This is a genomic window from Desulfoluna spongiiphila, assembly GCF_900101345.1.
GTDB lineage: Bacteria > Desulfobacterota > Desulfobacteria > Desulfobacterales > Desulfolunaceae > Desulfoluna > Desulfoluna spongiiphila.
This window is the reverse complement of record NZ_FMUX01000010.1, coordinates 103,091-128,365: the sequence shown is the minus strand read 5'-3', so window position 1 is coordinate 128,365 and position 25,275 is coordinate 103,091. Positions and strand designations below refer to the sequence as shown.

Below are 25,275 nucleotides of genomic sequence, written 5' to 3'. Positions count from 1 at the left end.
ATGAAACGAGTGAAACTCATGGTGGGGGTGGGATTGATCTTCTGTCTGGGGGCCCTGGCCGGTTTTTTTATGGCGCGGCAGATGACACACCAGAAAATACGCCGGTTTGTGCACGGTGGTCCCCCTGCGTCCATGGTCATTACCCGCATGGTGAGCCGCATTGACCTGACCCCTCAGCAGAGGCGGTCCATCGATCCGCTCCTTGCCGGATTGCGTGGGGAACTGGTGGAGTTTCACGATCGCACCCTGGGCGAGGTCAATACGATTATTCTCCAAAGATACCACCGAATCGCCGACCTCCTGACGCCCGCACAGCGTCAATTGCTACTTAATGAGGCAAAGAAGACCCGTCGTTTCAACCTGCTTCGAAACAGCTGGCGGCTCCCCTGGGCGGACAAGAGCCCCGATGAGGTGATGGCCGAGCTGACAACAGCCCTCTCCCTGACCCCGGCTCAGCAGGATGCCCTTGCGCCCCTGGTGGCTCGCCGGGTGGCAGCCCAGAAGGCCGTGGCCCGGATGATGCTTACGGCAGAGGGCGTACCCTTCCGGGAATATCGTGCCGAGGCCATGGCCAAGGGGGGTGGGATAAACCGGTCGATTCAGAGTGTTCTGACTCCCGAGCAGCTGGAGGCGTACTGGACGTACCGAACGGGAAACATCAAGGGACGGCCCCGGCGTTTCAGACCGTGATTGTGATAATCTGAGCAACCTTTGGGTGCTTGACAGCCGGTGCGACCCCAACATCCTTGACATGCCGGACGAGGCCTTTAACATGGGCCCTGATGACCGATTGCGGCATCAGGGCTTTTTTTTGTACGGCAAATTAAGGGGGATACGCATGGGGTGGTTGTCCGAAGGCGAAGGGGAGGCTGTGGTTTTGCTTCACAGCTCCATGAGTTCGAAGGTGCAGTGGTTTTCCCTGATGGAGGAGTTGAAGCAGACCCATCAGGTGGTGGCGGTGGACCTGTACGGGTATGGGGATGCCCCATGTGTTTCCGATGAACAGGCGGGGCATTTCAGCCTGGATGATGAGTTGAGCCTTATCCGCAGAGCCCTTGCCGAGCATGTGCCGGGCGATACCCCGTATCACCTGGTGGGGCATTCCTACGGCGGGGCCGTGGCCATGCACCTGGCCCTGGAGATGCCGGAGCGCATTCGCAGTATCTCCCTGTATGAACCCATGGCCAACCATGTGGTTCGCGAAATAGACGATGGCCTCTACGAAAAGCAGAAAACCCTCATGGGCTCGGTGATCGAGGAGATCAATCGCGGCAACCTCAAAACAGGGGCCTCCATGTTCGTGGATTTTTTCAGCGGCGAAGGCCTTTTTGATAAGCTTCCCGCAGAGGTTCAGGAGCTGTTGGCAGGGTGCGTCAGAAAGATGCCCTTGGACTATTTTGCCTCCGCCCATAAGGGGCTTCGCATGGGGCGTTACGGCAAGCTTTCGGCCCCGACCTGTCTCATGGCGGGGCGCCGTAGCCCGGATCTCTCCTTTGAAATTGCCCGGGCCCTCTCCGGGGTGATTCCCGACGTGGATTACCACCTCGTGGACGCCGGCCACATGGCGCCCCTGACCCATGGTCCCAAGGTCAACCCCATCATTGCCGCCCATGTCAGGCGGCACACCTGTCTCAACTGATTCCGGTCCGCCCGGGCTGACCCCCCGGTTTATTAAACTTATGCCTCCGGCGGCCCTGCCGGGGGCTAAACTTTTATAAAGTTTAATAAACAGGTTTTAAAACCGATTCAGTCCAATCTAAATCAAAAGCGCATTCGCAACCTGTATTAAAGGTGGCACACCTTGCCGCCGGAGGCTGCTTTTGGGACTGTATAGTTGTTGTTTTTTAAATGAATTTAAATGATTACTGATTGAATGTCCGGGTGCCGTTGGTGTATACTTCCCACATTAACCAAAAGGGTGGGGCTCCGGGCATAGGCACGGCCCACCTCCAAAGGGCTGAGGGGCGCTCTACCGCCTTGCTCCGTATGGAGATACGTGTCAGCGTCTCAACGGAACAACAGCCTTCAGCATCATGTCTCAACACTCTTTCAATGCCCTCGGGCACCGGCCATCTATGGTTTCGGCATTACGATTTCCTCCGCACAAGCAGCTCTCATCGCATTTTTTCCGTCCCGGACGGACAGTGACTCTTCCATTTGTCATAGGCAGGCCTCAGATTCCCGGGGTTGGCTGATATGGTACGTTTTATTCCGTTAAAACGGCTTCGCAAGGCAATCCACGATACAAAGGACAAAGGAGGCAGTATGAAACGATGCATGAAAGCCCTGGCCCTGGTTGCAGTGATGGCCTTCTGTGCAGGGCAGCTGAGCGCTGAAGAACCGGATTATCGTTTTGACCTCTCCCCCATGGTGGGGGGGCATATCTTCGAGGGGAACCAGAACCTGGATGACGGGTACACCCTGGGCCTGGCCCTGGGGTATGCCATAAACAACCGATGCACCCTTGAAGGCGGCTTCACCTGGATCTCCGCTGAAACGGAAACTGGCGATGTGGATGTGGACGGCCAGCGATACTCCCTGGACGGCCTCTACCATTTCATGCCCGAAGAGGCCTTAAGGCCCTTTGTCCTCATCGGGGCCGGTGCCCTGCGGCTGGACCCGGACGTGGGGGATTCCGAGACCGACTTCATGGCCGAGTACGGGGCGGGTATCAAGTACGCCGTGATGGATAACCTGGATTTACGAGCCGAACTTCGCCACGTGATGCCCTTTGATGATTTTTACAACAACCTTGCCTGGCAGCTGGGTATCAGCTGGCGCTTCGGAAAGCGTGAGAAAGCCATGGCGGAAGAGGAGCCCATGGCCGCCATGGACAGCGACGGCGACGGGGTCCCCGATGATGTGGACACCTGTCCGAACACCCCTGCGGGGCAGGCCGTGGATGCCTTGGGGTGCCCGGTGATCCTGGATTCCGATGGGGATGGGGTCCCCGATGACATGGATGTGTGTGCGGACACCCCTGCGGGACAGCCCGTGGATGAGCTGGGGTGCCCCGTGATTCTGGACGCCGACGGTGACGGGGTGGAAGACAGCATGGACCGCTGTCCGGACACGCCCCAGGGTGCCGTAGTGGACAACCGCGGGTGCTGGGTGATTCAGGGGTTGACCTTTGATACCGGCGAGACGCGCATCAAGTCCGATTTTCTTCCCCTGCTCAACGAGGTGGTGGCGGTGTTGATGACCAACCCCGAGGTACGGGTTTCCATCGAAGGCTACACAGACAGCCAGGGGAGTGACACGGCCAACCAGCGAATTTCTGAAGGGCGGGCCAAGGCCGTGCAGGAGTATTTTGTGAGCAAAGGCGTCGCCGAAGGGCGCATGGAATACCAGGGCTTCGGAGAGGAAAATCCCGTGGCGGACAATGAGACCGAGGAGGGACGCAAACAGAACCGACGGGTGGAACTCAGGCCCTTGTGATGAGAGCCCGGAAGGGCTTCCATTGGAATGAGGCTTTTTTTGTATGATGAAGAGACGCCGTGCGAAGTAATTCGCGCGGCGTTTTTTTTTGAGCTGTTCAGTTTGCCTTCTATGGTTAAAGTGCATGGAAGAAAGCCTCCGGCGGCAAGGTGTGCCACCTTGAAAGCGGGTTGCAAAAGCGTTTTCCCCTTCGTTCCTCAGGGAAAATCGCATTCGCCTTTCATTCAAGACCTTGTGAGGGCATCATGTCGCATAGCTGTTTGTCAAACTTTTCAAAAGTTTGACCCCCGGCAGGGCGCCGGAGTTATTCCGGTTAAAGTCAACCGAACTTCAAATGCCCTTCATCGTGTTTATGGAAGAATGAAATTGGCCTCTCCAGACTAAGCGGTTGCCCCATGTCACACATCACGCGAATGCCCTGTGAGTATTCGTATAACAGCGACCTCCATGCATTTGCTATAGGGTTTCCAGGTGCCCCCACCTGGCCGCCGGAGGCTTTTTGAGTACTGAAACGGCCTGTTTTTTTATTTCAGCCGGTGGCTCAAGGGGTGGGCCATGTCTCGTCCCAGGCGGTGGTTGATAAAGGCGTTGAGGCAGACCATGGCCCGGTTGGCGGTGAGGTAGGTGGGGACCCCGCCGGCGTCCAGGGTGCGGCCCAGCTCGTTGTAGACGGCATCGGCCCGGCTCACCACGTTGACAGAGACAGCCACGGGTTTTTTGTAGGCGTGGACCAGCCGCGTGATGCGGGCGGCAATGTTGTCCGGGTTGTCCCTGATTTCCTTGTCGGTGGTGTGGATGAGGGCGCTCTGGGGCACGATGGAGACCATGAGGGCGTCCACGTCCGGGGATTTGAGCATGGTCTCGATGGACCGGGCAAAAACGGCGTCATCGGCCATGGGGGTGAGGTCCAGCAGGGGAGAGGCTTCGGCCATGGGGGGGATGATGGCTTGCAGGGCGGCAAGGGTGGCCTCATCGAAATCGGCCAGGACCAGGTTGCCCAGGTTGTCGGCCGCGTAGGTCTTCTCGTATCCGGCGTTGGCGATGATGGCCACCCGGTTGCCCGAGACGACAAAGTCGTTCATGAGGGCAAAGGTTTTGATGAAATCGCCGTGGTCCACCATGGTGTCGGCCACGATGGCCCCGGCCTGCTTCATGGCGGCCTTGGCCACGGCGTACTCCCCTGCGATGCTGGCGGTGTGGGACTCCGTGGCCTTTCGGCCCTCCTTGGTCCGGCCCGCCTTGTAAACGATGACCGGCTTGCTTCCGGCCCTCACGGCATCGAAGAACTTGCGGCCCGCATGGGGTTTGAACCCCTCGATGTAGCAGCCCATGACGTTGATCATGGGATCGTCCTGAAAATAGGACACCAGGTCGCAGGGATCCACATCAAGCTGGTTGCCGTAGCTGACGATCACCTTGGGGGAGATGGCGTTTTTCAGGTTGTCGATTTCAATGATGCCCAGGGCGCCGCTCTGGCTGAGGATGGCCACCTTGTTCTCCCGTTCCATGCTGACGGAAAATTTATCCTCGGGGATGAAGAAGGTGTTGAGCCCTTTCCGGGCCTGGCACCCTTCGTAGACGATGCCCAGGCAGTTGGGGCCGATGAGGCGGAAGCCGCCCTCTTTAGCAATGCGGGCGATCTCCTTTTCCAGGTCCCTGTTTTTGTCCACCTCGGCAAAGCCCCCGGGGATGAGGATGGCGGCCTTGACCCCTTTGTTTGCACACGCCTCAATGACAGGCAGGGTGGCATCTGCCGGAACCGTGATGATGGCCAGCTCCACGGTGGCGTCGATGGCCTCAAGGCCCGTATGGATGGGAAGGGTTCGGGGCCCGACGGTGAGGCTTCCCCCCCGGGGATTGACGCAGAAGATGTCGCGTCTTTCCATGCGGATGAGGTTTTCGACGATGATGTTTCCCGCCTTGGCGGGATCCGAAGCCGAAACCCCCACCACGGCGATGCCGTCGGGCTCGAAAAAGGGTTTCATGGTTTCTTCGGGGGCGATGGTCAGGTCGGGCAGGGAGCCCCGCTGCTTAAAGCGGGCAAAGCCGTCGATGGCCACAAACCGGCCGTCGGTGCCGAAGACCAGGGGATTGACCTCGAACTCCGTGATGACATGGGAGGTGCCCGTATCGAAATAGGAGGAGAAGGCCACGGCCAGGTCGGAAAAGGCCACTCCCACGTCCACGATCCGCCCCACGTCCGCCTCACGGTTCCACGCCCTGAATTTTTCGTGGATGTGGGAGGACTCCAAAAGGGCCGTTGCCCAGTTCCGGTCCACCGGGGCGAGGATCAGGTTGGGCGGGGAGAAATGCCTGGCGAAAAATTCGGCATCGCTGCCCCCCTTGGAAAAGGAGAGCACCGGCCCGAAGGTTTCGCTCTCCCGGAACCCCAGGAGGATTTCGTTGCCCAGCTCCGGCTGGTACTCCACGCGCTCGGAGATGAGCACCCCCTCCACCGGAGCGCCCATGTCCCGGAACGCCGTGGTCATCTGGTCGAAGCTGTAGCGGACAAAGTCGGGGTCGGCGTGGACCATGCGCACGCCGCCTGCGCTCATTTTGTGGGTAACGGCCGCCGAAACGATTTTCATCACCAGCTTGGGGCCGCCGATGGCATGGAGGAGCTCCCGGGTGACGTCATCCCCGGATGTAATGAGGGCATGGCGGGGGACCTGGATGCCCATGGCGCGGAGAATCCCGTAGACTTCATGCTCGTAAAGCATGTCGCGTCCGGCCGTATGGGCGGCGCGGATCATGGCGTCGATCTCTTCTTTGAGGATGGTATCCAAGGGCATGGGGCACCTGTCTGATGATGGGGCGGGTTGAGCCCTGGCCGGGATGAAAGGGCCATGGGGGAACGTGGGGCCAGGGCAGGGGGGCTTGTCTGTGCCGGATTTTCCGAACCAAGTGATCTGATTCAGGATACGGGGCCGTCAAAGGCCTGTCAATATCGGGGGCGGGGGGCCGGGTTACCGGGAGCGCTGTGAGGTCGTCAGGCCCTCTTCCGCGGTATATTTCCCCTTGATGTTGACGGGGTGGTCGTGGTCACTGCCCGTGGGAGCCTCCAAGGTAAGGGGATTTTGATCGTTGGTGCCCAAGTGGATCGCGATGACGGCAGAGGGCCGAAGGCGGGCGTTGATGGTGAAGGAGATGGCCTCAAGGGCTCCTTCCACCTCCGTGATGTCCTTGTCAAGCTCCCGGGCGCGCGCCTCAAGTTCCCAGAACCGTTGAAGCAGGCTCTGGATGAGGTCGATGGTCCGCAGGGCACCGCTCACCGCAAGGCAGGTGTTTCCCCGTTTCAAGGAGGCCATGAGGCGGGGGACATCGGTAAAATCATAGGCCTTGAGCAGGGCGACGATTTTTTTGAACACCGGTCGGACAGAGGCGTCCTCACCGAACTCTGCCGAGAGGCTCTTGAGCTCGCCCACAAGGGAGGCCTTGGTCTTGTTGAGGGTCTCCTCCATTTCGTGAAGGGACGTGCCCACACGCCGTTTTTCAAGGGTCAGTTCATCGCGCCTGGCAAAGAGGCCCGGCCCCAGGATCAGGTGGTTGGTGCCGCTGACGCGCACATTTTCGAGGTCCATGACGCAGGCGTGGAGGCCGGAGTTGAGCAAAAGGGCCGCAGAGGTGTTGATGGCCACCCGGTGGGCATGGATGTTGGAGTCGATGGCCTCGCGCTGAATGGACGCGGTGCCGTGTTCGCAGTGGATGGTCGACGAGGAGACGCTTCGGCAGATGACGTCTCCCCCGCAGGTGAGGAGGCTGTCGGGCATCATTTGATCCACCGTTGCCTTTTTGCCCGACTCCACATGACCGCCGTTGATGGTGCGGATGGTGACGGAACCCGCCACCTTGACCTGGAAGCCCTCGTTGACCGATTCCGCCTGCATGCTCACCGGGCAGACCACGTCGCTGCCGATGTTCCCCACGGAAAAATCGATGTTTCCCACCACAATGCGGTCGGTGATGTCAATGGCCGAGATGCCGTCCGGGCCGAGGTGGGTGATCACGACACCGGACCGGGTCGCCTTGACATCGTAGCCCGGCAGCCCCTCCTCGGTGGTGATGTAGACCTGTTCCACGTTTTTTCCCAGCTTCAGGGGATACTCCTTGGCCGGGGGGGCCTGGATGGGAGTGCCATCGTGGGAGAGGCCGTCTTTTGCGGTGTCGGGCAGGGAGACCTGCAGCAGGAGGTCCCCGGCCTTGGCCGACGGGTAACGAAGCATTTCGCGAAAGTCAATGCTGCCGTCCGAGAGAATTTTTCCCGCGTTGGAGCCCTTGTCGAAAAAGGTGCGGGTGATCTGGCCGCTTTTGCCGCCCCGGGGCAGGGTGCCGGAGACGGTGAGGGTGACGTCGTTGTTCTGGGAGACCAGCCGCACCGTTCGCCCTAAGCCTTCATCGTCCCATGGAACGTAAACCGATTCGTCAAAGGGCTCCTCGGACAGTACCCCGTGGATGATCAGGGCGCTGATCTTGACGGTTTCCAGGTGAAATCGCTGCAGGATCTGCAGAAACGCCAGGGCATTGATTTTCTCTTCGCCCAGTTTCATGGCGGCTGTGAAGGTTACGGAGAGGGTCTGGAGCGTGTGGACCTGGGAGCTGAACAGGTAGCTCTCGAGGATATCCGCTTTGGCCTGTTCCCGATCCGAGATGGGAATTTCTGTGAGGGGAATCACCGCCTGTCCTGTTTCGGTCATCTCTCGGCTCCTCTGAAAATACACCGGAATAGCCTTCTCGTCATTTGAGAACGGTGTGTCCTGGTTGAATTACGGCGGCCCTGAACCTGCGGTTATGGACTTCTTGCGATCCATACACCGATTATCGGCGGTATCACGGGAAAAGTTTAGAACGAATATCCAAGGATCTCAGGAGGGCGCGTGGTAAGACGCAGTGGTAGACCAGTTTGGCGGGGCACTGTGGGTTCTCTACGGGCAAAGTGTGGTTTTTATGTAAAAAACAAGGGGCTGTATTACGGTTTCTTTAAAAAGCCTTCTTGAAAAGTGCTCATTCTGCCAAACGTTACCGACGAAGGAACGGTACCAACGCGGGGCAGGGCTTTTTGTCTCTGTCATCAAGACGGCAAACACTGTTTCGCTTTCATTTGCTTGTTGCGTGGTGTGACGAAAAATCGAAATGAAAATGGTCGGGCTGAGGTGGAACAGAAACCTGACATGTGAAAAATCCCGAAACGGCGGCCTCTTTTTCGCACTGAAAGTCCTTTTTTTGGGTCTGAGGACGGTTTTCAGAGACATGAGTTCGTGGGCGATTCGAATCGCGGTTGGCTGCCATGAGCTATGTTGCGAATCGCCTTTTCCGCGAAAAAAAAATGGGTTTTTGATGGAATTGAAGGAAATGATAGAAAAAATTGAATAAAACGGTGTTGGGCTGAATGCGTATGGTGTTTCGGTGACTTAACAGAGTACGCGATGTGGGGCATTTTTCTGTGGGATTATCCCCGTTGCATTTTCTGTCCGTCGTGGGTAGGCAACATACCTATCAGGTACACGTCGTTCGACGGGGGGTTGTCCTTTACCGAAACGGGAGGAGAAGCACACACTATGTCTGTAGAAGCCAAGAAGAGAAACGCGACTCACGCCATGGACCTGTCCGGCGTTCAGGTGGATCCGCCGGGGGCGGTCCGGAAGATGGAAGGGGTCAGCAACACCATCTATTCCCCGGGGGCGAAGGACCCGAACACGCTCTATTTTGTCGAGGTGGACCCCGCGGTGTGCCAGGGATGCGGGGAGTGCTCCCATCATTGCCCCACAGGGGCGATCCAGGAAACCGAGGACGGCTCCCGCAGCATTGTGGACCCCGCCGCCTGCATGAACTGCGGCCAGTGCCTGACCCACTGTCCCTACGGCGCGGTGACCGAGCGCGTCTCGTATGTCAGCGAGGTGTTTGAAAAGCTGAAAGACCCCGATACCGTGGTGGTCTCCATGACGGCCCCTGCCGTGCGGTATGCCCTGGGGGAGTGCTTCGGCATGCCCACGGGTACCTGGGTGGGGGGGAAGGTGCATTCGGTGCTGCGGCGCCTGGGCTTCGATTACATCTGGGACAACGAGTGGACCGCCGACGTGACCATCATGGAGGAGGGCACCGAACTTCTGGAACGTGTGAAAAACGGCGGGAAAGGCGACAAACCCCTGCCCCAGTTCACCTCCTGCTGCCCGGGCTGGATCAAGTTCTGCGAATCCTTTTATCCCGACCTCATTCCCCACCTTTCCACCTGCAAATCCCCCGTGGCCATGCTGGGCCCCCTGGCCAAGACCTATGGGGCAGAGCAGACCGGCAAAGACCCCAAAAAGATCTATACCGTCTCCATCATGCCCTGCATCGCAAAAAAATACGAAGGGATGCGTCCGGAGATGAATGCCAGCGGCCATCGGGACATCGATGCCACCATCAACACCCGGGAGCTGGCCTACATGATCAAAAAAGCAGGGATCCCCTTTACCTCCCTTCCCGACGAAGAGGCCGACCCCATCCTGGGCATGGCCACCGGGGCCGCCACCCTTTTCGGCACCAGCGGCGGCGTCATGGAAGCAGCCCTGCGTTTTGCCTACGAGGCCATCTCCGGCAAGACCCTTGCGGACCCGGCCATCAAGGCGGTGCGAACCGGCAAGGGCATCAACAAGGTGTCGGTGGACGTGCCCGGTTTCGGTCCCGTCCGGGTCGGGGTGGTGAGCGGACTGCAGGAGGCGGCCAGGCTGTGCGAGGAGGTGCGGGCCGGAACCTGCGACCTGCACTTCATCGAGGTGATGACCTGCCCCGGGGGCTGCGTCAACGGCGGCGGTCAGCCCGTGGACGATTCCATCATGGAGGCCTCCCTTTTCAAGAAGATGATGGCCAGGGTCAACAAGCGGTTCAACATGAGACAGGTGGGGTAAAGGAGGCAAGGCAATGAAAAAAGGAAGATGGGATCTCTCCAGGCGCAGTTTTATCAAAGCGGCGGGCCTGGCCTGCGGGTACGCCGTGGTCGGCGCGGGCATGGCGAAAAAAAGTGTGGCGGCGGTCCTGGACCTGGTTGGGCTTCGCCAGCAGTCCGTGTACGACGCCGATGCCGACCCCCGCAAATATGCCCTCCGCAAGTCCCAGGAAAACCCCATGGTGAAGACACTCTACGCCAAAGGCGGGTTCCTGGGCGAAGGGCCGTGCGGCCATCGCTCTCACCATTTGCTCCATACCCAGTACAAAGACAAGGGCCTTTTAATCCGGGCGCTTAAAAAAAAGGGAATCGAGTTGTCCCTCTGATGAGCGCCCCAGATAGGCGTTTCGGGTTCGCATGGCAAAAAAGCGCAGCAAAGATTCCGGATGGTGTTGGGTTCGGACAGGATTCGGTGTATAAGGCCCATGCGAACCCGATCATCTGTAAGGTGTCGCACATCCCCGACACACCCCTTCAGTGGAATGGCTTTTTTAGACGCTGACGGGTTTTTACGGGGAGGGACTGTTTGATATCACCTTGTTTTTTCGCGTGGGACGTTTTATCCGGGATGCCCGAACTGTACGGGATTCCTGGCATGAAATATGCTTTTCCCCATGGGGGCCACCTGGTCGGTTTGCCCATGGGCCATGCGGTTTGTTGGAGCCTTTGTAATAACATATTAGATTGCGGGAAGCCTTGACGCCTGACCCTTTCTGCCGGCGCCCGGGACTTTCGGTGTGGTGCCATGCGCCATGCCATTGGATGGATGAGATGACGTACGACCCCGAGAACCCCCAGGATTTTATTGATGCGGAAAAGATTTGGAACCACATAGACGCGGCAAACAACCCGGCACCGGACAGGGTCCGGGAGGTCCTGGCCAAAGCCGCCGAGATGAAGGGGCTGAGCCTTGAGGAGGCAGCCGTCCTCCTCGCCTGCGAAGACCCCCGCCTCGACGACGAAATTTTCGCCACAGCAAAGAGAGTGAAGGAGAGCATCTACGGGAACCGTATGGTGCTCTTTGCGCCTCTGTATATCACAAATGAGTGCAGCAACTGCTGCAGCTACTGCGGATTCAATGCCACGAACAAAGAACTCACCCGCCGTACCCTTACCATGGATGAGATCAAAGACGAGGTGAGGGTCCTTGAAGACCAGGGCCACAAGCGCCTGCTGCTGGTCTACGGCGAACACCCCCGCTTCGGCGCCGAGTGGATGAAAGAGACCGTGGAAGCGGTCTACGCCACCCAGTCCGAAAAGAGCGGGGAGATCCGTCGCGTCAACATCAACTGCGCCCCCCTTTCCGTGGACGGCTTTAAAACCCTGGCCTCCGCCGGCATCGGCACCTACCAGTGTTTCCAGGAGACTTATCATCGGGAAACCTACGCCAAGGTTCACCTCAAAGGCAAAAAGGCCGATTTCCTCTGGCGACTCCACGCCATGCACCGGGCCATGGCAGGCGGCATCGACGACGTGGGCATGGGGGCGCTCTTCGGTCTCTTTGATCACCGATTCGAGCTCCTGGCCCTTCTCGCCCACGCCCAGCAGCTTGAGGCCGATACCGGGGTGGGACCCCACACCATCTCCTTTCCCCGCATCGAGCCCGCCCTGGGCTCCGAGATGTCCACCAACCCTCCCGATGTGATCACCGATCACCGCTTTAAAAAGATCGTGGCCATCACGCGCCTGGCTGTTCCCTACACCGGTCTCATCATGAGCACCCGTGAAAACGGGGAGCTGCGGCGCGAGCTCATGGAGCTTGGGGTCTCCCAGATGAGCGCCGGATCCCGCACCTATCCCGGTGCCTACTCCGACCCCGAATACGATCGGCCCGAAGTCCAGCAGTTCTGCCTCGGCGACAATCGCTCTCTGGACGAAGTGATCCGCGAAATGGCGGAAAACGGCTTCACCCCCTCCTGGTGCACGGCCTGCTACCGCAAAGGGCGCACCGGCGATCATTTCATGGGCCTTGCCAAGCAGGGTTTTATCCAGGAGTTCTGCATCCCCAACGCCCTGTTGACCCTGCGTGAGTACTTGAGCGACTACGCCAGCCCCGAAACCCGGGCCGCAGGCGAAGCGCTTCTTGCCAAGAGCGAAGAGACTATGGCCCAGCGCAAGTGCGGCAAAGAGTTCTCCAAACTCCTTAAGCGCGTCACCGACGGCGAGAGGGACCTGTACTTTTAAACCGGCGAGTGCCTCCGGTGGCCCTGCCGGGGGCTAAACTTTTAAAAAGTTTAACAAACAGGTCTTCCGAGTGGTTTGGCGCGGCCGAAAGTTATCGACGGGCCGACGGCCTTAAACATAACGGACATGCCACGTCTTACAGATCTTGCGACAATGCCCGAATAGTCACCCGCTTTGGTGGCGAACGCCATTGCGATTTGCCCTGAGGAACGAAGGGTAAATCGCAATGGCAATATGCTTTCGAGGTGGCACACCTCGCCGCCGGAGGCATGTTTTTGGCTTTTTGATCTGGGTCTTGTGGCTCTGTATAGGGCACAGAAGGCAGACGAAAAAACGACACAACGGTGGATACCTTATGACAGATGCCATGGACGCAACATGTCCTGACACACGCATAGAAACGGACAGCCTGGGGGAGGTGGCGGTGCCTGCCTCCGCCTACTGGGGTGCGCACACCCGGCGTGCCCTGGACCATTTTCCTTCGTCGGGCCAGAGGATTCCTGCGCCCTTTGTCCGGGCCCTGGCCCTGGTGAAGCGGGCCTGTGCCGAAACCAATGTTTCGCTGAAGTACCTGGACGCCTCCGTGGGGGAGGCCATTTGCGCTGCCTGCGATGAGTTGGCCCAAGGGGACTTGGGGCTTCAGATCGTGGTGGACCCTTTTCAGGGCGGGGCAGGCACGTCCACCAACATGAACGTCAATGAGGTGATCGCCGGGCGGGCTGCCGAGCTGCTCGGGTCGCACCGGGGGGACCGCGGGCTTGTCTCGCCCCTGGACCACGTGAACCTTCATCAGTCCACCAACGATGTGTATCCCACGGCCCTGAAGGTGGCGGCGCTTTTTCTCCTCAAGGAGCTGGAGACCGAAACCGGGCATCTGCAGCAGGCCTTTCAGATTAAGGAGACCGCCTTTGCCTCGGTGGTCAAGCTGGGCCGCACCCAGATGATGGACGCCGTCCCCATGACCCTGGGCATGGAGTTCGGCGCCTTTGGCGAGGCCATCGCCCGGGATCGCTGGCGTGTGTTCAAGTGCCGGGAGCGGCTCAAGCAGGTGAATTTGGGGGGCACGGCCGTGGGCACGGGGCTGGGCGCTCCGAGGGCCTATATTTTTAAGGTTGTGGAGCGTCTCAAGGCCCAGACCGGCGTGGTCATTGCCCGGTCGGAGAATCTTGTGGACGCCACCCAGAACCTGGACTCCTTTGTGGAGGTTTCCGGTATCCTGAAGGCCTATGCGACCAACCTGGTGAAGATCGCTTCGGACCTGCGGCTTTTGAGCAGCGGGCCCCACGGCGGCCTGGGGGAAATCAACCTGCCGCCTCGCCAGGCGGGCTCGTCCATCATGGCCGGAAAGGTGAACCCGGTGATCCCGGAGGCGGTGATCCAGGTGGGTCTGCGCACCATGGCCAACGATCAGATGATCGGGGCCGCAGCCTCCATGGGCCAGCTGGACTTAAACCACCTCATGCCCCTGGTGGCCCACGGGCTCCTGGAGTCCCTGACTCTGTTAAACGGAGCGGTAAAAAGCTTTCGGGTTTACTGTGTGGACGGGATCACCCCCAACGCTGAGGCCTGCAAGGCCCACGTGGAGGCAAGCGACACCCTGCTCACGGCCCTGGTCCCCTTTATCGGGTACGACCGGGTGGCCGGGCTGGTTGAAAAGGCCCGGGCCACGGGGCGCTCCGTGGCCGATCTCGTGGTGGAAGAGGGGGTGCTGAGTACCGAGCAAGTGGCGGCGGTGCTCTCCCCCAAGCGCATGCAGAAGTTGGGCTTTGACGCAGCAGATGAAGCCCTCTTCAAAGGAGAGAAACCATGACCAGAGACGAGATTCTTGACTACTTGCAAGGAAAGGACGATGCCGGGCTCTTTGCCGGGGCAAGGGCCGTTAGGCACGAAATCTTCGGGGACGAGATTTATTTACGGGGCATCGTGGAGTTTACCAGCTTCTGCCGGTGCCGCTGCAACTACTGCGGGCTTCGGGCGCCCAACGACGAGGTGTTTCGCTACCGGCTCACCGAAGCAGAGATCCTGGACGCCGTGGACGAGCTGGCGGCCCTTGGTCTTCCCACGGTGGTGCTCCAGGGCGGGGAAGATCCCCACTACGATGGGGCCTTTATCGGGCGTATCGTTCGAAGCATCAAGGCGCGCCATGCCATCGCCGTGACTCTCTCCCTGGGGGAGCGGGGTGCCGAGACCTTTTCCCACTGGCGGGAGTGCGGGGCCGACCGCTACCTCCTGAAGATGGAAACCCTTAATGAAGACCTCTACGGCACCTATCGCCCCGGGTGTGATTTCCATCAGCGCCTGGCAGGGGTCCGCAGCCTTCAACGCCTGGGCTACGAAGCAGGCTCCGGCATCATCACCGGCTTGCCCGGCATGACCCTGGAGACCCTGGCGGACGATATCCTGGCCGTCACCGACCTCTCTTTGGACATGATCTCCGCCGGTCCCTTTGTGCCCCATCCCCAGACCCCCTTCGGCACCGAGAACCCGGGCGATCCCCAGATCGCCCTGCGTACCATGGCCATCCTGCGGCTCCTCAACCCCCATGCCAACATCCCGGCCACCAGCGCCCTGGAAACCGTCCGGGAAGAGGGCCGCAAGCAGGGCATCGACGCCGGCGCCAACGTGCTGATGTTCTCCGTCACCCCGGCCACCGTGCGGAAAAACTACGCCATCTACCCCGGCAAAAACCAGGAGACCCGCACCGCCGCCCACACCGTGCAAAACGCCCGGGAACTCATCCGGAGCATGGGGCTTTCCCCGTCCTCAAGTCTTGGAGGATCCAAGGTTCTTGAAAAAAGGGCGGGATAGAGCGTTTTTTCTGTGGGGACTTGCAAGGGAAAACGCCTCCGGCGGCAAGGTGGGGGCACCTTGAAACCCTATGGCAAATGCATGGAGACCGCTGTTGTGCGGGTGCTGTCGGGGCATTTGCGTGACGTGTGACGTTTTGCCGGCGCCTTTGCAGGAGATGCCCATGTTATTTCTTTGAAACGGTAATTATTCAGCTTAATCTATTAAAAAATTTAACAAACAGGTGTTAATGGTTTTTTTGCACGAAGTTCGGGCCTTGGTTATCGTTTGGGCTGCGACTTTCAAAAAAACTGAAAAAGATCGACCGAAACGGAGCGCCGCACTCCGGTGCGGCTTTTTAGTCCGTCGTTACCCGTGCCGCACAGGAGTGCGGCGCTCCAGGGGCAGGTGGGGCGGGGTATGATGTAAATACGACCATGGCCCAAACGAAGATCAATGCCGAATTTTGTTTGAAAGGCGGATGTGATTTGACCCGAGTAACGAGGGGCAAAGCGCATCCGCAACCTGCTTTCAAGGTGGCACACCTTGCCGCCGGAGGCTGATTTTTCTTAAAAAAGCTCAGGAAAAACGTTTCTGTCTTAATATGAAGGAGTAAGAGATGTCTGTGAAAGCACCCAAGGGGGTTCGGTTGGTGATCACGCTCACCGGGCGCCGCAATGCAGGGAAATCATCGCTCATCAACGCCATCTGCGGGGAGGAGATCGCCATTGTTTCGGAGATGCCCGGCACCACCACGGACCCGGTGGCCCGGCACCATGAGCTGTTGCCCCTGGGGCCGGTGACCTTTTACGACACCGCGGGCCTGGACGACGAGGGGGCCTTGGGGGAGCTGAGGATCCAGGCGGCCAGGAAAGTACTGTTCCGAACGGACGTGGCCGTGGTGGTGGCCGGTGAAGAGGGGATCACGGACTATGAAAAAGAGATCATCGCCGAGCTTCGCCGCATGGAAATCACCTTTCTGGTGGCCTTGAACAAAAGGGACCTGCGGGACGACACCGGGGCCGATATCCGGTGGTGCGCCGAGGAGGGTATCAGGGTGCTGGCCGTCTCTGCCAACGGTGGGGACGGGGTGCGGGAGCTCAAGGAGGCCCTCATTGCCATGGCCCCCGGGGAGTTTCGTGAGGAGCCCCTGCTTGTGCGGGACCTTGTCAACGAAGGGGACTGGGTGGTCTGTGTGGTGCCCATCGACCTGGCGGCCCCTAAGGGCCGCCTGATTCTGCCCCAGGTGATGGTGTTGCGCGATATCCTGGATGCCGACGCCGTGGGGCTTGTGGTCAAGGAACGGGAGGTGGAAGAGACTCTTTCCAACATGGGCAAGAAACCGGCCTTGGTCATCACCGATTCCCAGGCGGTCCTGAAAGTGGCCGCGGACGTGCCCGAGGATGTCCCCTTTACCACGTTTTCCACGCTGATGGCGCGGTACAAGGGCGACCTTGAGGCCCTGGTGGAGGGGGCCGACATGCTGGACAAGCTTACGGACGGGGACACCATCCTCATGGGCGAGGCCTGCTCCCACCACGAGGTGGCCGATGACATCGGCCGCGTGAAAATCCCCCGCTGGATCACCCAGTACACCGGTTTGGACCTCAATTTTGAGTTTTACTCCGGCAACGATTTCCCCGAAGATCTGGAAAAATACGCCCTGGCCGTCCACTGCGGGGGCTGCATGCTCAATCGCACGGCCATGCTCCGGCGCGTTCGCGAGTGCCGGAGGCGGGGCGTGCCCATCACCAACTATGGGGTGGCCATCTCCAAGGTCCAGGGGCTTTTAGACCGTGTGATCAGGCCCTTTGGACTGGCCGGGGAATAGCTTCCCGGCACATGGGGCTAAAAAGATAAAAGGTGGGTAACTATTCAGCGCCAAAAAGCCTCCAGCGGCCCTGCCGGGGGTCAAACTTTTAAAAAGTTTGACAAACAGGTCTTAAAAAAGCTTTTTCAGGAACGGCCGAAACAATTTCGACATTTTCCTATTAGGAACGTTTTTTGCGGAGCTTTTTTTCAAAAAAGCGATTCGCCGGAGGCAAGCTGAATAGTAATAAAAGGTGGCGCGCCGCACGCCCGTGCGGCAGACGCTCCGCCCATGCAAAAAAGCCGCGCAGGAGTGCGGCGCTCCACACGAGAAGCCTCCAGCGGCAAGGTGCGCCACTTTGAAAGCTCATTGCCGCAGCGTTTAAACCCTCGTTCCTCGGGTCAAATCACTGCGGCATAAAGCATAAAGAGGCGCTTCCCCCCATGGCCTTCCAAACTATGCTCCATTCCCTATAACCTATGACCTTTCTTTCCTATTCCCCTGCCTTATACCCCACATACCCTTCGTGGTAGCACTCCAGACAGAACGCCTTTTCCGGACAGACAACCCACAGGTCCTCGCATTCATCGGTGAACAGGTCGGTGTGGCGGGCCACCGCCCGGGCCTCAAGGCCCAGGCAGGGGGTATCGGCGTTTCCGAAGATCACGGTGACCGCATCCTCCGGGGCGAGGTGTTCTGAGATGATACCTGCGATCAATCGGTTCTTTTCGTCGTCTTCGTCATAGGGGCGGGTGGTGCTCCCCGGCACTTTGTCCCAGTCGATGCCGGAAAACACCACGGGAAAACGGTCGAAGATCCATTCGACGGATTCGCGGCGGAGGTGGACGGTAAAGAGTATCTCCAGGTTTTTCAGGCTGGCTGTGAGATCCGCGATGAGGGCCAGGCGTCGTTCCCGCTCCAGCCGTGCCTTGAGGGCTTTTCATCTCTCAAGCAATTCTTCCCTGTTGAGTGGTTGCCTCTGGTTATTCATGGACCGACTCCTCTGATTAAGGGCGCAATTCTTTCAACCACCGTTTGACCAAGCAAAAGACCAGAACCCATACCAGAAAGGAGAGAAAGACGGAGACAACGCCTGTGTGGTCTCCGAACAGCCCGGTGACCGTGTAGGCAGAGGCGCTTGCGGCGAGCAGTGCATACAATGTGGGCATGATAAGCTCCTTGTGAGTTTATGTCTGTTGCCAGATATAAAACGGCTCCCTGAAGGCAATCCAGTCGTGGATGCCGTGTTGTTTGATGGCCCGGATATTGTTTTTGGGCATCTCCCCGCACCGGGGTTCCAGCAGGTCGAATTTGTCGCAGGCGTCCACCTCGTCACACTCCCAGCAGCCTTCGTATTTCCTTGAAAGACAACACTCCATGATTTTACAGGGTATCCCCGAGCACCCGCCCCCCACCCGGCAGGGCTTTTTGCACCCGGATTCCGCCAGGGCGCCAAGGACCTCGGAGAACTCGTTGTAGTGAGAAAAGTTGGCCCCGAAGGGCGAGTCCACGGCCGCGTACTCGTGGAAGGCCGCCTTTTCGAGTTCCTCTTTGAGGTGCTGCGCATGGGATTCGAACCGGTTGTTGTACCGGATGCAGTCCGGGCAATAGATCCCGCAATAGGCCGTCTCAGCGAGCCCTCCGGTGAGCCAGTGGATGTAGCCGGCGTAGGCGGCTTCATTGAAGTTGAGGGAGGCAGGGTTCATGAACCCGTGGAGATACGTGGAGCGGTGAACCCTGACGTTTTTTTTGCCGGAGAGATCATCGGCAAGCTCCGTCACCGAAAAACGGAGTTCTTTTCTGGCGAAGACGAGGTCCGTGGGCACCACCGGGCTGGTGGTACACCAATTCCTGATTTGCGATCCGTAGAAGCAGACCACCCGACGGACCTTTTCAGGGGAAACGGTTTCGGAGAGGCGCCAGGCGGCCGAGGCCCCCGCGCTGAATCCGATGAGGGTGACGGGGCCGGGTGTCTCATCGATTTTTTTTGAGAGGATCTCACAATAGCGATCCAGGCCGACATTCTCGGTGAAATACTGGTAGGCGGCGGATTCCTCTTTGAACTCCATGGAAAGGCCGCAGTAGGGATCAACGATTTCGAAGGTGCCGGGGAGTTCATTGCCGAGCTCTGTCAAGGCCGGTGTTTTTCCGAAAATATCCGACACAAGGATGTTTCTCATAACGTAGCGTGTTCCTTTGCTGAGGTGGTCTCCTGGCGTTCCGGTTTTTTTGCGATGATCTGGAAGATGGTGGCCTTGTTCCCGTTCATGGTGGCAACCTCAATGGTTTGTTCCTGAAGGAGCTCAAAGGAGGAGAGCAGTTCATGGATCCAGGGCATCTCATGGTGCCGGACCACGGCTCCTTCGGGAAGTCCGAAGACGCCGTACTTCTCGTATTCGGCTTCGTGTTGCCGGTATCTGGCGGTGTTTCTTTCGTCGCTTTGCAGGGGGTAATCGCTGAGGTAGAGGACGCCGCCCGGGCGAAGGACCCGGGCTATTTCCCCTATCACCTGCCTCTGGCCTGCGTCTGTGGGAATGCAGGTCAAGACGGCCAGGAGGGTGCATGCGGAAAAAGAGTGATGGGGAAAGGGCAGGGCCTCGGCGTCGTTATGGCGCAGGTCAAGGGCCGGGTTTGCGGCAAGGCCCCGCGTGATCATCTGGCGTGAGATGTCGACTCCGGTGACATGTCGGTACCCGTTATTCGTCAGCTCAGCGCAGGTTCGTCCGTAGCCGCAGCCGTAGTCGAGGATTTTTTCCTCCGGGCGCACCCATTTTCGAAACGTCTCGGCATGGACGGGGTGGGAAAAGGTTTTTTCGGAGGCAACGCTGTCCCAGTAGGTTGTCTGAAAGTCAAGCGGGTTCATGGTTTTCCTTCCTCAAGTATGGGATGGTTTATAGCAAACCTTTGTCATTCAGGGTGTTGTGGAATTAGGATTGAGTCATCCTTACGTTTTATAGTACTTATGGCCGATGGAGAATCATTTGATTTGTCCCGGCGTCTTTCATCCAGAGAGACCCTTGCGGTTAATAATGAGACAAGGAGGTACCGTGAGTCCCATCGACCACTATCGTTCCCTGGAGCGTATGTATGCATCCGCCCCGTTGAACAAGGCGTTTTACCATCCGACCATGACCGTCGGAGAAGGTAAAGCCACCATTGAGATGGCGCTTGTCGAGCACCACCATCACTCAGCCGGTGCCGCCCATGGCTCCGTTTACTTCAAGATGCTGGACGACGCCGCATTTTTCGCGGCCAACTCCCTTGAGAACGAGACCTTTGTTCTGACCAGCTCTTTTACCACCTATCTGCTGCGGCCCGTTGTGCAGGGTACTTTACGCTCCGAAGGCCGTGTGGTCAATATCGGCAAGACTCAGTTTATCGCAGAATCTGTCCTTTATGATGAAAAGGGGCGGGAAGTGGGCAGGGGAAACGGGGTGTTTGTCAAGGGCAGGACGCCCCTTGCGGAGGCTACTGGGTATGGACCGCCGTCCCCCTGACCGGGGTCCAGGGGGACGGCACATCCTCAATGGGCAACGGGAGGACGTTACAGGTAATCCAGGGAAAAGCCCTTGAGCCGGGCCGCCAGTGTCGAACCCACCATGGCAAGGCATTCCATGTCCAGGTAGGCCGACGCGTTTTGTTGAAACAGCAGGGTGGCCTGGGCCGGGAAGTCTTCGTCGGCATCGTTGAAGAGGAGGACCACAGGGACCCGGGGCAGGGCCTGGAAACGAAAGGCGAGCTCGCATGAGACATCCGTGGCAAAGGGCTGGCCACCGAGGGCATGGCATTGCTTCTCTAAGGTTTCCACGGCTCCTTCGAAATGGGTGGAGATGGGGTGCGACGCCGTGTTCCTGAACCCGCCCACATAGGGGGCGGCATCCTTAAAGTCCTTGTATGTCACTAAGGAGGCATCCTCGGATGGGTTTTCAGGGCACAGAAGCATGTATTTGCTGAGAAGGACCCATGTGATGTGATTGGCCTCCAGGCCCGATTCATCGGATATTTCATGGGGTGTGACGGTGTATGTCCGGTCGAAAAACGGGATATGCCACCCTTTATCGCCAGCGGTGATGCCCAGTGTTTCGGCAACGTTCGAGGCCCCTTCAAGGGCCTCCACCTGACGGAGATAATCCTTTTTGATCTGATCAAATACAGGAGCCTTTTCAGCCATGGTGACGCCTCCGTTTGTTTTGTTGGGGTGGGCTGTAGAACCATGATGTCCGGTGCGATGTGTTTTTCTTCCCCGCGACATGCCTTTCTGCTGGCGTGGATGCATGGGGATGTTTTCCTATATACGGATAGTTATCACAAGGCGTTTGCGGAGGCAATACGTGTGGATTTGGGAAAGACGTGCCTTTGTTTGTTTTTTATGTGTAGCTATTCGCCTCAAAATGCCTTCGGCGGGAATGTGGGCACCTTGAAATTCTGTGGCGAATGCATGCGGGTAGCCGTTTTATACACATTTTCGGGGCATTCGTGTGATGTGTGGCATCTGGCAATCGTTTTTTGCAGGGGAGGCCCATTGGTTACCTTTGTGTTTACATGAATATCTCTTGTCGTGTAGTGTAGATATTTGATTCGCGATTGGCCCGGATGCTTCACGCGTGCGAGTGCTCGCATACCCAAGGTCTCAGACCTGCAGATGGTGAGGGCAAGGGACCGATGAGACCTTCCGCCTGCCCGTGCTTTTGGCCGGGGTGATTGCCGACAACATATCGAAAAGGACGACGAGATACCCATGAACCCATTTGACGAACTGCGCGATGCCCTGGGACAGGAAATCAGCGCAAACCATCTTTCAGGGCAACGCATCCAGGTGAGGTGCAAGGCCCTCTCGGCCAAAGAGGCCATCGGAACCCCCGAGCACGAAGACTACCCCATCATCAAGGGCAGGGAGGTGATGGTGGAGGCGGAGTTCGGCGGTGCCAAAGGCCAGGCCTTTGCCGACGCTTACGAAGAAGCAGACTATTCCGTGGACGACCTGATGACCATGGCCCTGGACTCCAACAGGAGACGGGCCAGCTTTATCGCGGGTCTCAACGCGGTGTACCGGTACCTGAACCTCTGCGACAAGACGGTACACTGCAGGGACGCCGAGCCCCTGGAGTGTGCGAGCCATGTGGCAGAAGCCGTTGTCCCTGGCCAAAAGGTGCTCCTTGTGGGGCATCAGCCCCGGTTCCTTGAAAAGCTTTCCGCTCATGGCGCCGTCAGGGCCGTGGACATGGATGAGGGCAATATAGGCACCGCGTTTTCCGGGGTCGTCATTGAGCCGCCGGAGATGACGGAAGAGGCCATTGACTGGTGCGATACGATTTTTGCCACAGGTTCGACCCTGGTCAACGGTTCCCTGCCGACATTCCTGAACCGGGGCAAGCCCGTTGTGTTTTACGGGGTTACCGTTTCGGCGGCAGCCAGGATACTCAATCTGAACACCTATTGCCGGTGTGGCCATTGAAACGGATAGCCATGTTTTGACGGCATGATGACGTCGCCTCCAGCGGGTCGCTTTTTAGAATAAAAACTTCTGCCTTTGCGTGTTCAGCAGGGCCGCCGGAGGCTTTATTGTGCTGAGTGGTTTCCTTTATTTAACGTGATACTTGGTGCGCCCCCCCATCCCTACGTTTCTTATTCGTATCAAACTTGTTAGGAGTGCATGGTGATGGCGTTGTTACGGTGTGACCTGGTGAAGCGTGTCTTGTGCTGTTTTTTCATGGTGCTTTGTATCGCCGGAGTGGCCCCTTTTCAAGGGGTGTGCGGTATCAACCCGGCTGTTAAAATTCTTGTTCATGAGCTCCTTCCGGAAGGCGTGGATGGCATAAAAAGAGCCCAGGCCGTTGCATCCTTCGGCGTCCCTCTGGACAGGTCAGATGGTGTTCGATCCATCGGCGAACTGGGGCTTATCGGGGTGTCTGATTATCAATTCCGAGTGCTTCACAGGTACCCAGACGACACCATTCAGTGGTTGCTTGTGGATACCCTGGCGTCTGTTGAGGCAGGCGGGAGCAGGGCCATCTGGCTTACCAATGGTTTCGGTAACAGTGCAGGGCCTCCCCTTGCCGTGGACGGTTCTGATCGTATTACCGTGAATACGGGTACTGCCCGGTTTGTGATCAGGAAGACGAACTACAATGTGTTTGACTCTGTGGTTGTGGATGGGGCCCCGTTTTTGCAGGATACGGGTGGGATTACGGCCGTCAGCGGGGCAACCCGCTACTCGTCGGCCCTGGATGACGAATCCACTGCGGTGATCGAAGAAAACGGCCCCGTCAAGGCGGTGATCCGCTGTGACGGGCATCTCAAGCCCGAAAGCGGACCGTGGCTTTTCGGCTACACCATGCGCATGTATTTTTACAAGAACACCGGCCGAGTCCGGCTTGACCTGATCATCAAAAATGCCGAGATGGCCTCCTATTCGGTGAAGCTCTTCGAGTCCCTTCGCATTGAGCTTCCCACCACGGTCTCTGCCCCCAGCTATCTTTTTTCCACCGGCCCGGGGACGGAATCCCACGGCCCCATCAACGAAACCGCATACCTGTACCAGGGCTACAGCAGCCACAAATATATCCAGTACCTGGGCGGCGCCTCCAAGCTCCGGCAACGCCTGGTTCCCGATACGGGCCTGAAGGTCGCCAATGGAGGGGCGGTGATCCACCCCCTCGGGGATGAGACCCACCACAGTGAAGGGTTCGCGGCCATGTATTCGGGTGAAAAACAGATCAACTGCGGGATCCGGAATCTTTACGGTATGTGGCCGGCGGGGTTCACCATGGAGGATGACGGTGATCTGTTCATTGATATCTTCAGTCCGTGGAACTCAAAAGACGATATCGGGTTCGCCTTTTTTGCCCATGACAAACGGCAGGTGGTGCTGGAGTTTTCGAAAAAGGAGGATACACCGTTACCGAGAGAGACCTTTTACGCCATACAATACCCCCTCACCGGGCGGGCGGCGTTTCAACAGTATAAGGACACCGGGGCCGTCTATTACGAACAGAGACTCGCGACCCATGAAGAGACGCGGAGATTCCTGGCCGAGATAGGGCTTGAAAACTATGAGATCTCCAATGTGGACAGCATGCGCAGGTATTATGTCTGGGGGCAGTCCGGAGGCTCCAATCAGTATGATGTGAATTTGTGTCAGTACCTTCACTACCTGCAGACCGGTAACGGTGGGGCGTTTCTGGCTGCCCAGAACATGGACCACCATAAAATGTTCGGATCAACACGGCATTCGGATGATTTTGATTTCTATGCTGACGGTCCTGAACTTTTTACCAATGTAAATAAAGTCATACCACCCGATCAAGAGAAGCTGGCATTTAACTATAAGTCCATTGAAAGAGAGCATTCCCATGACATCTCCGTGCCCATTGGCTATTTCCTTACAGGGGATGAGTCGTTCATGGAAGCTTGGAAAGATTACGGGGAGTATACGCTCTACGATCAGGGCTCCGGCAAAGGGGCTGTAGGGAGTTATTACGATGGGACCACTTACGTGGGGTATCCCCGCGTGTTTTCGAGGGCGCTCAGGCGTGCCGGGGCCTTTGGTCTCTATGCAAGTACGGATGTGTGGCGGGAGAAGATTTATCGTATTGTTCGGAATTTTATGGGCATGAGGGCAACGCCTTTAGACGTCCACCAGAACGGATGGGACTTGGATCGTGGTTTTTTTTACATGAGCAAAGCCGGGAACTGTCCAGAGGGCCGCAGATGCAACAAGGTGTTCATGGCATACGATATCTTTCCGAATTCGTTCTGGACGTATCAACCTGAAAATTTCGACGATCCTTTGATGTATGAAGACTTTCGGGACTACCTTTTGGGGGACGCTTACCATTGCTTGAGAGAGATCATACCTCTGGAGCATCAGGTTTACGTATTGTCCCTGGATCTCGCCAATGAGTCCGATGATAGTGGGGAGTATCCTCTGGCGTTTCTGATGGCCCTGGGGTACGAAATGACCGGGGACGATGCCTTTCTGGTTCAGTACAAACCCCATTACAAGGTGATGTTGGTGGTCCAAAGCAAAGAGCGGGTCTACTCCCCCTATTCGTCGAAATTTATCCATGATTACTACAATCGAAACGTGGTCGCAGGCTATGTGGCCCCTGTGGGTAACGGGCGTGTGGAT

At 58.0% G+C, this 25,275-nt stretch carries 19 protein-coding genes; 12 read left to right on the top strand and 7 right to left on the bottom strand.

Annotated elements, in window-relative coordinates; all coding sequences use genetic code 11:
- The 3 genes from BLQ12_RS14505 (at window position 1) to BLQ12_RS14495 (ending at window position 3,438) form a co-directional block, all read left to right on the top strand.
- The gene (locus BLQ12_RS14505; RefSeq protein WP_092211384.1) at window positions 1–690 is read left to right on the top strand and encodes a hypothetical protein; all 690 of its coding nucleotides are present in this window, start codon (window positions 1–3) and stop codon (window positions 688–690) included.
- A 148-nt stretch (window positions 691–838) separates the two neighbouring features.
- Entirely contained in the window at window positions 839–1,639 is an 801-nt protein-coding gene (locus tag BLQ12_RS14500; RefSeq protein ID WP_175469820.1) for an alpha/beta fold hydrolase, read from the top strand.
- Between the two features lie 626 nt (window positions 1,640–2,265).
- Window positions 2,266–3,438, top strand: coding sequence for an OmpA family protein (locus BLQ12_RS14495; RefSeq protein ID WP_175469818.1), 1,173 nt, complete (start codon window positions 2,266–2,268; stop codon window positions 3,436–3,438).
- A 524-nt stretch (window positions 3,439–3,962) separates the two neighbouring features.
- Here the strand turns inward: BLQ12_RS14495 and BLQ12_RS14490 are convergent.
- The gene (locus BLQ12_RS14490) at window positions 3,963–6,230 is read right to left on the bottom strand and encodes an acetate--CoA ligase family protein (protein ID WP_092211381.1); all 2,268 of its coding nucleotides are present in this window, start codon (window positions 6,228–6,230) and stop codon (window positions 3,963–3,965) included.
- Window positions 6,231–6,404: 174 nt separating this feature from the next.
- A complete protein-coding gene (locus BLQ12_RS14485; protein WP_092211380.1) occupies window positions 6,405–8,132 on the bottom strand; it encodes a flagellar assembly protein A in 1,728 nt (575 codons plus the stop codon).
- 861 nt (window positions 8,133–8,993) lie between these two features.
- Between BLQ12_RS14485 and BLQ12_RS14475 the strand changes: the two genes are divergently transcribed.
- From BLQ12_RS14475 to hydF, 6 genes are all read left to right on the top strand, one after another.
- Entirely contained in the window at window positions 8,994–10,325 is a 1,332-nt protein-coding gene (locus BLQ12_RS14475) for a [FeFe] hydrogenase, group A (RefSeq protein WP_217640320.1), read from the top strand.
- 13 nt (window positions 10,326–10,338) lie between these two features.
- The gene (locus BLQ12_RS14470) at window positions 10,339–10,689 is read left to right on the top strand and encodes an iron hydrogenase small subunit (protein WP_092211378.1); all 351 of its coding nucleotides are present in this window, start codon (window positions 10,339–10,341) and stop codon (window positions 10,687–10,689) included.
- A gap of 445 nt (window positions 10,690–11,134) precedes the next feature.
- Window positions 11,135–12,547 carry a [FeFe] hydrogenase H-cluster radical SAM maturase HydG gene (gene hydG, locus BLQ12_RS14465; RefSeq protein WP_092211377.1) on the top strand — a complete coding sequence of 471 codons (1,413 nt, stop codon included), beginning with the start codon at window positions 11,135–11,137 and terminating at the stop codon, window positions 12,545–12,547.
- 355 nt (window positions 12,548–12,902) lie between these two features.
- Window positions 12,903–14,357: an aspartate ammonia-lyase gene (locus BLQ12_RS14460; RefSeq protein WP_217640318.1), complete on the top strand. Its 1,455-nt coding sequence runs from the start codon at window positions 12,903–12,905 to the stop codon at window positions 14,355–14,357.
- A complete protein-coding gene (gene hydE / locus BLQ12_RS14455) occupies window positions 14,354–15,355 on the top strand; it encodes a [FeFe] hydrogenase H-cluster radical SAM maturase HydE (protein WP_092211376.1) in 1,002 nt (333 codons plus the stop codon). Before BLQ12_RS14460 ends, hydE begins: the two co-directional genes overlap by 4 nt.
- Window positions 15,356–15,953: 598 nt before the next feature.
- Complete coding sequence (gene hydF, locus BLQ12_RS14450; protein WP_092211375.1) at window positions 15,954–17,165, top strand: [FeFe] hydrogenase H-cluster maturation GTPase HydF; 1,212 nt, start codon at window positions 15,954–15,956, stop codon at window positions 17,163–17,165.
- A gap of 472 nt (window positions 17,166–17,637) precedes the next feature.
- Here the strand turns inward: hydF and BLQ12_RS14445 are convergent, their stop codons facing one another.
- The 4 genes from BLQ12_RS14445 to BLQ12_RS14435 all read right to left on the bottom strand — a co-directional run bounded on the left by BLQ12_RS14445 (window position 17,638) and on the right by BLQ12_RS14435 (window position 20,007).
- Complete coding sequence (locus BLQ12_RS14445) at window positions 17,638–17,943, bottom strand: hypothetical protein (protein WP_092211374.1); 306 nt, start codon at window positions 17,941–17,943, stop codon at window positions 17,638–17,640.
- A gap of 208 nt (window positions 17,944–18,151) precedes the next feature.
- Window positions 18,152–18,313 carry a hypothetical protein gene (locus BLQ12_RS27480; RefSeq protein ID WP_175469816.1) on the bottom strand — a complete coding sequence of 54 codons (162 nt, stop codon included), beginning with the start codon at window positions 18,311–18,313 and terminating at the stop codon, window positions 18,152–18,154.
- 18 nt (window positions 18,314–18,331) lie between these two features.
- On the bottom strand, window positions 18,332–19,324 hold the full coding sequence (locus BLQ12_RS14440; RefSeq protein WP_092211373.1) for a DUF3795 domain-containing protein: 993 nt from the start codon (window positions 19,322–19,324) through the stop codon (window positions 18,332–18,334).
- Window positions 19,321–20,007 carry a class I SAM-dependent methyltransferase gene (locus BLQ12_RS14435; RefSeq protein WP_092211372.1) on the bottom strand — a complete coding sequence of 229 codons (687 nt, stop codon included), beginning with the start codon at window positions 20,005–20,007 and terminating at the stop codon, window positions 19,321–19,323. The genes BLQ12_RS14440 and BLQ12_RS14435 overlap by 4 nt, the downstream gene beginning before the upstream one ends.
- A gap of 184 nt (window positions 20,008–20,191) precedes the next feature.
- Between BLQ12_RS14435 and BLQ12_RS14430 the strand changes: the two genes are divergently transcribed.
- A complete protein-coding gene (locus BLQ12_RS14430; RefSeq protein WP_092211371.1) occupies window positions 20,192–20,641 on the top strand; it encodes a PaaI family thioesterase in 450 nt (149 codons plus the stop codon).
- 47 nt (window positions 20,642–20,688) lie between these two features.
- On the opposite strand, the gene BLQ12_RS14425 is transcribed toward BLQ12_RS14430, so the two are convergent.
- Window positions 20,689–21,315, bottom strand: coding sequence for a DUF3786 domain-containing protein (locus BLQ12_RS14425; RefSeq protein WP_175469812.1), 627 nt, complete (start codon window positions 21,313–21,315; stop codon window positions 20,689–20,691).
- A 567-nt stretch (window positions 21,316–21,882) separates the two neighbouring features.
- Here BLQ12_RS14425 and BLQ12_RS14420 point away from each other — a divergent pair.
- Window positions 21,883–22,599, top strand: coding sequence for a Rossmann-like domain-containing protein (locus tag BLQ12_RS14420; protein WP_092211369.1), 717 nt, complete (start codon window positions 21,883–21,885; stop codon window positions 22,597–22,599).
- 204 nt (window positions 22,600–22,803) lie between these two features.
- The coding region (locus BLQ12_RS27475) for an exo-rhamnogalacturonan lyase family protein (protein WP_175469810.1) at window positions 22,804–25,275 on the top strand (2,472 nt) is incomplete at its 3' end.

What these genes read in the sequence shown, in the direction of transcription:
- BLQ12_RS14505 (WP_092211384.1), top strand. Translation starts at nt 1, where the DNA reads ATGAAACGAGTGAAACTCATGGTGGGGGTGGGATTGATCTTCTGTCTG.
- BLQ12_RS14500 (WP_175469820.1), top strand. Translation starts at nt 839, where the DNA reads ATGGGGTGGTTGTCCGAAGGCGAAGGGGAGGCTGTGGTTTTGCTTCAC.
- BLQ12_RS14495 (WP_175469818.1), top strand. Translation starts at nt 2,266, where the DNA reads ATGAAACGATGCATGAAAGCCCTGGCCCTGGTTGCAGTGATGGCCTTC.
- BLQ12_RS14490 (WP_092211381.1), bottom strand. Translation starts at nt 6,230, where the DNA reads ATGCCCTTGGATACCATCCTCAAAGAAGAGATCGACGCCATGATCCGC.
- BLQ12_RS14485 (WP_092211380.1), bottom strand. Translation starts at nt 8,132, where the DNA reads ATGACCGAAACAGGACAGGCGGTGATTCCCCTCACAGAAATTCCCATC.
- BLQ12_RS14475 (WP_217640320.1), top strand. Translation starts at nt 8,994, where the DNA reads ATGTCTGTAGAAGCCAAGAAGAGAAACGCGACTCACGCCATGGACCTG.
- BLQ12_RS14470 (WP_092211378.1), top strand. Translation starts at nt 10,339, where the DNA reads ATGAAAAAAGGAAGATGGGATCTCTCCAGGCGCAGTTTTATCAAAGCG.
- hydG (WP_092211377.1), top strand. Translation starts at nt 11,135, where the DNA reads ATGACGTACGACCCCGAGAACCCCCAGGATTTTATTGATGCGGAAAAG.
- BLQ12_RS14460 (WP_217640318.1), top strand. Translation starts at nt 12,903, where the DNA reads ATGACAGATGCCATGGACGCAACATGTCCTGACACACGCATAGAAACG.
- hydE (WP_092211376.1), top strand. Translation starts at nt 14,354, where the DNA reads ATGACCAGAGACGAGATTCTTGACTACTTGCAAGGAAAGGACGATGCC.
- hydF (WP_092211375.1), top strand. Translation starts at nt 15,954, where the DNA reads ATGTCTGTGAAAGCACCCAAGGGGGTTCGGTTGGTGATCACGCTCACC.
- BLQ12_RS27480 (WP_175469816.1), bottom strand. Translation starts at nt 18,313, where the DNA reads ATGCCCACATTGTATGCACTGCTCGCCGCAAGCGCCTCTGCCTACACG.
- BLQ12_RS14440 (WP_092211373.1), bottom strand. Translation starts at nt 19,324, where the DNA reads ATGAGAAACATCCTTGTGTCGGATATTTTCGGAAAAACACCGGCCTTG.
- BLQ12_RS14435 (WP_092211372.1), bottom strand. Translation starts at nt 20,007, where the DNA reads ATGAACCCGCTTGACTTTCAGACAACCTACTGGGACAGCGTTGCCTCC.
- BLQ12_RS14425 (WP_175469812.1), bottom strand. Translation starts at nt 21,315, where the DNA reads ATGGCTGAAAAGGCTCCTGTATTTGATCAGATCAAAAAGGATTATCTC.
- BLQ12_RS14420 (WP_092211369.1), top strand. Translation starts at nt 21,883, where the DNA reads ATGAACCCATTTGACGAACTGCGCGATGCCCTGGGACAGGAAATCAGC.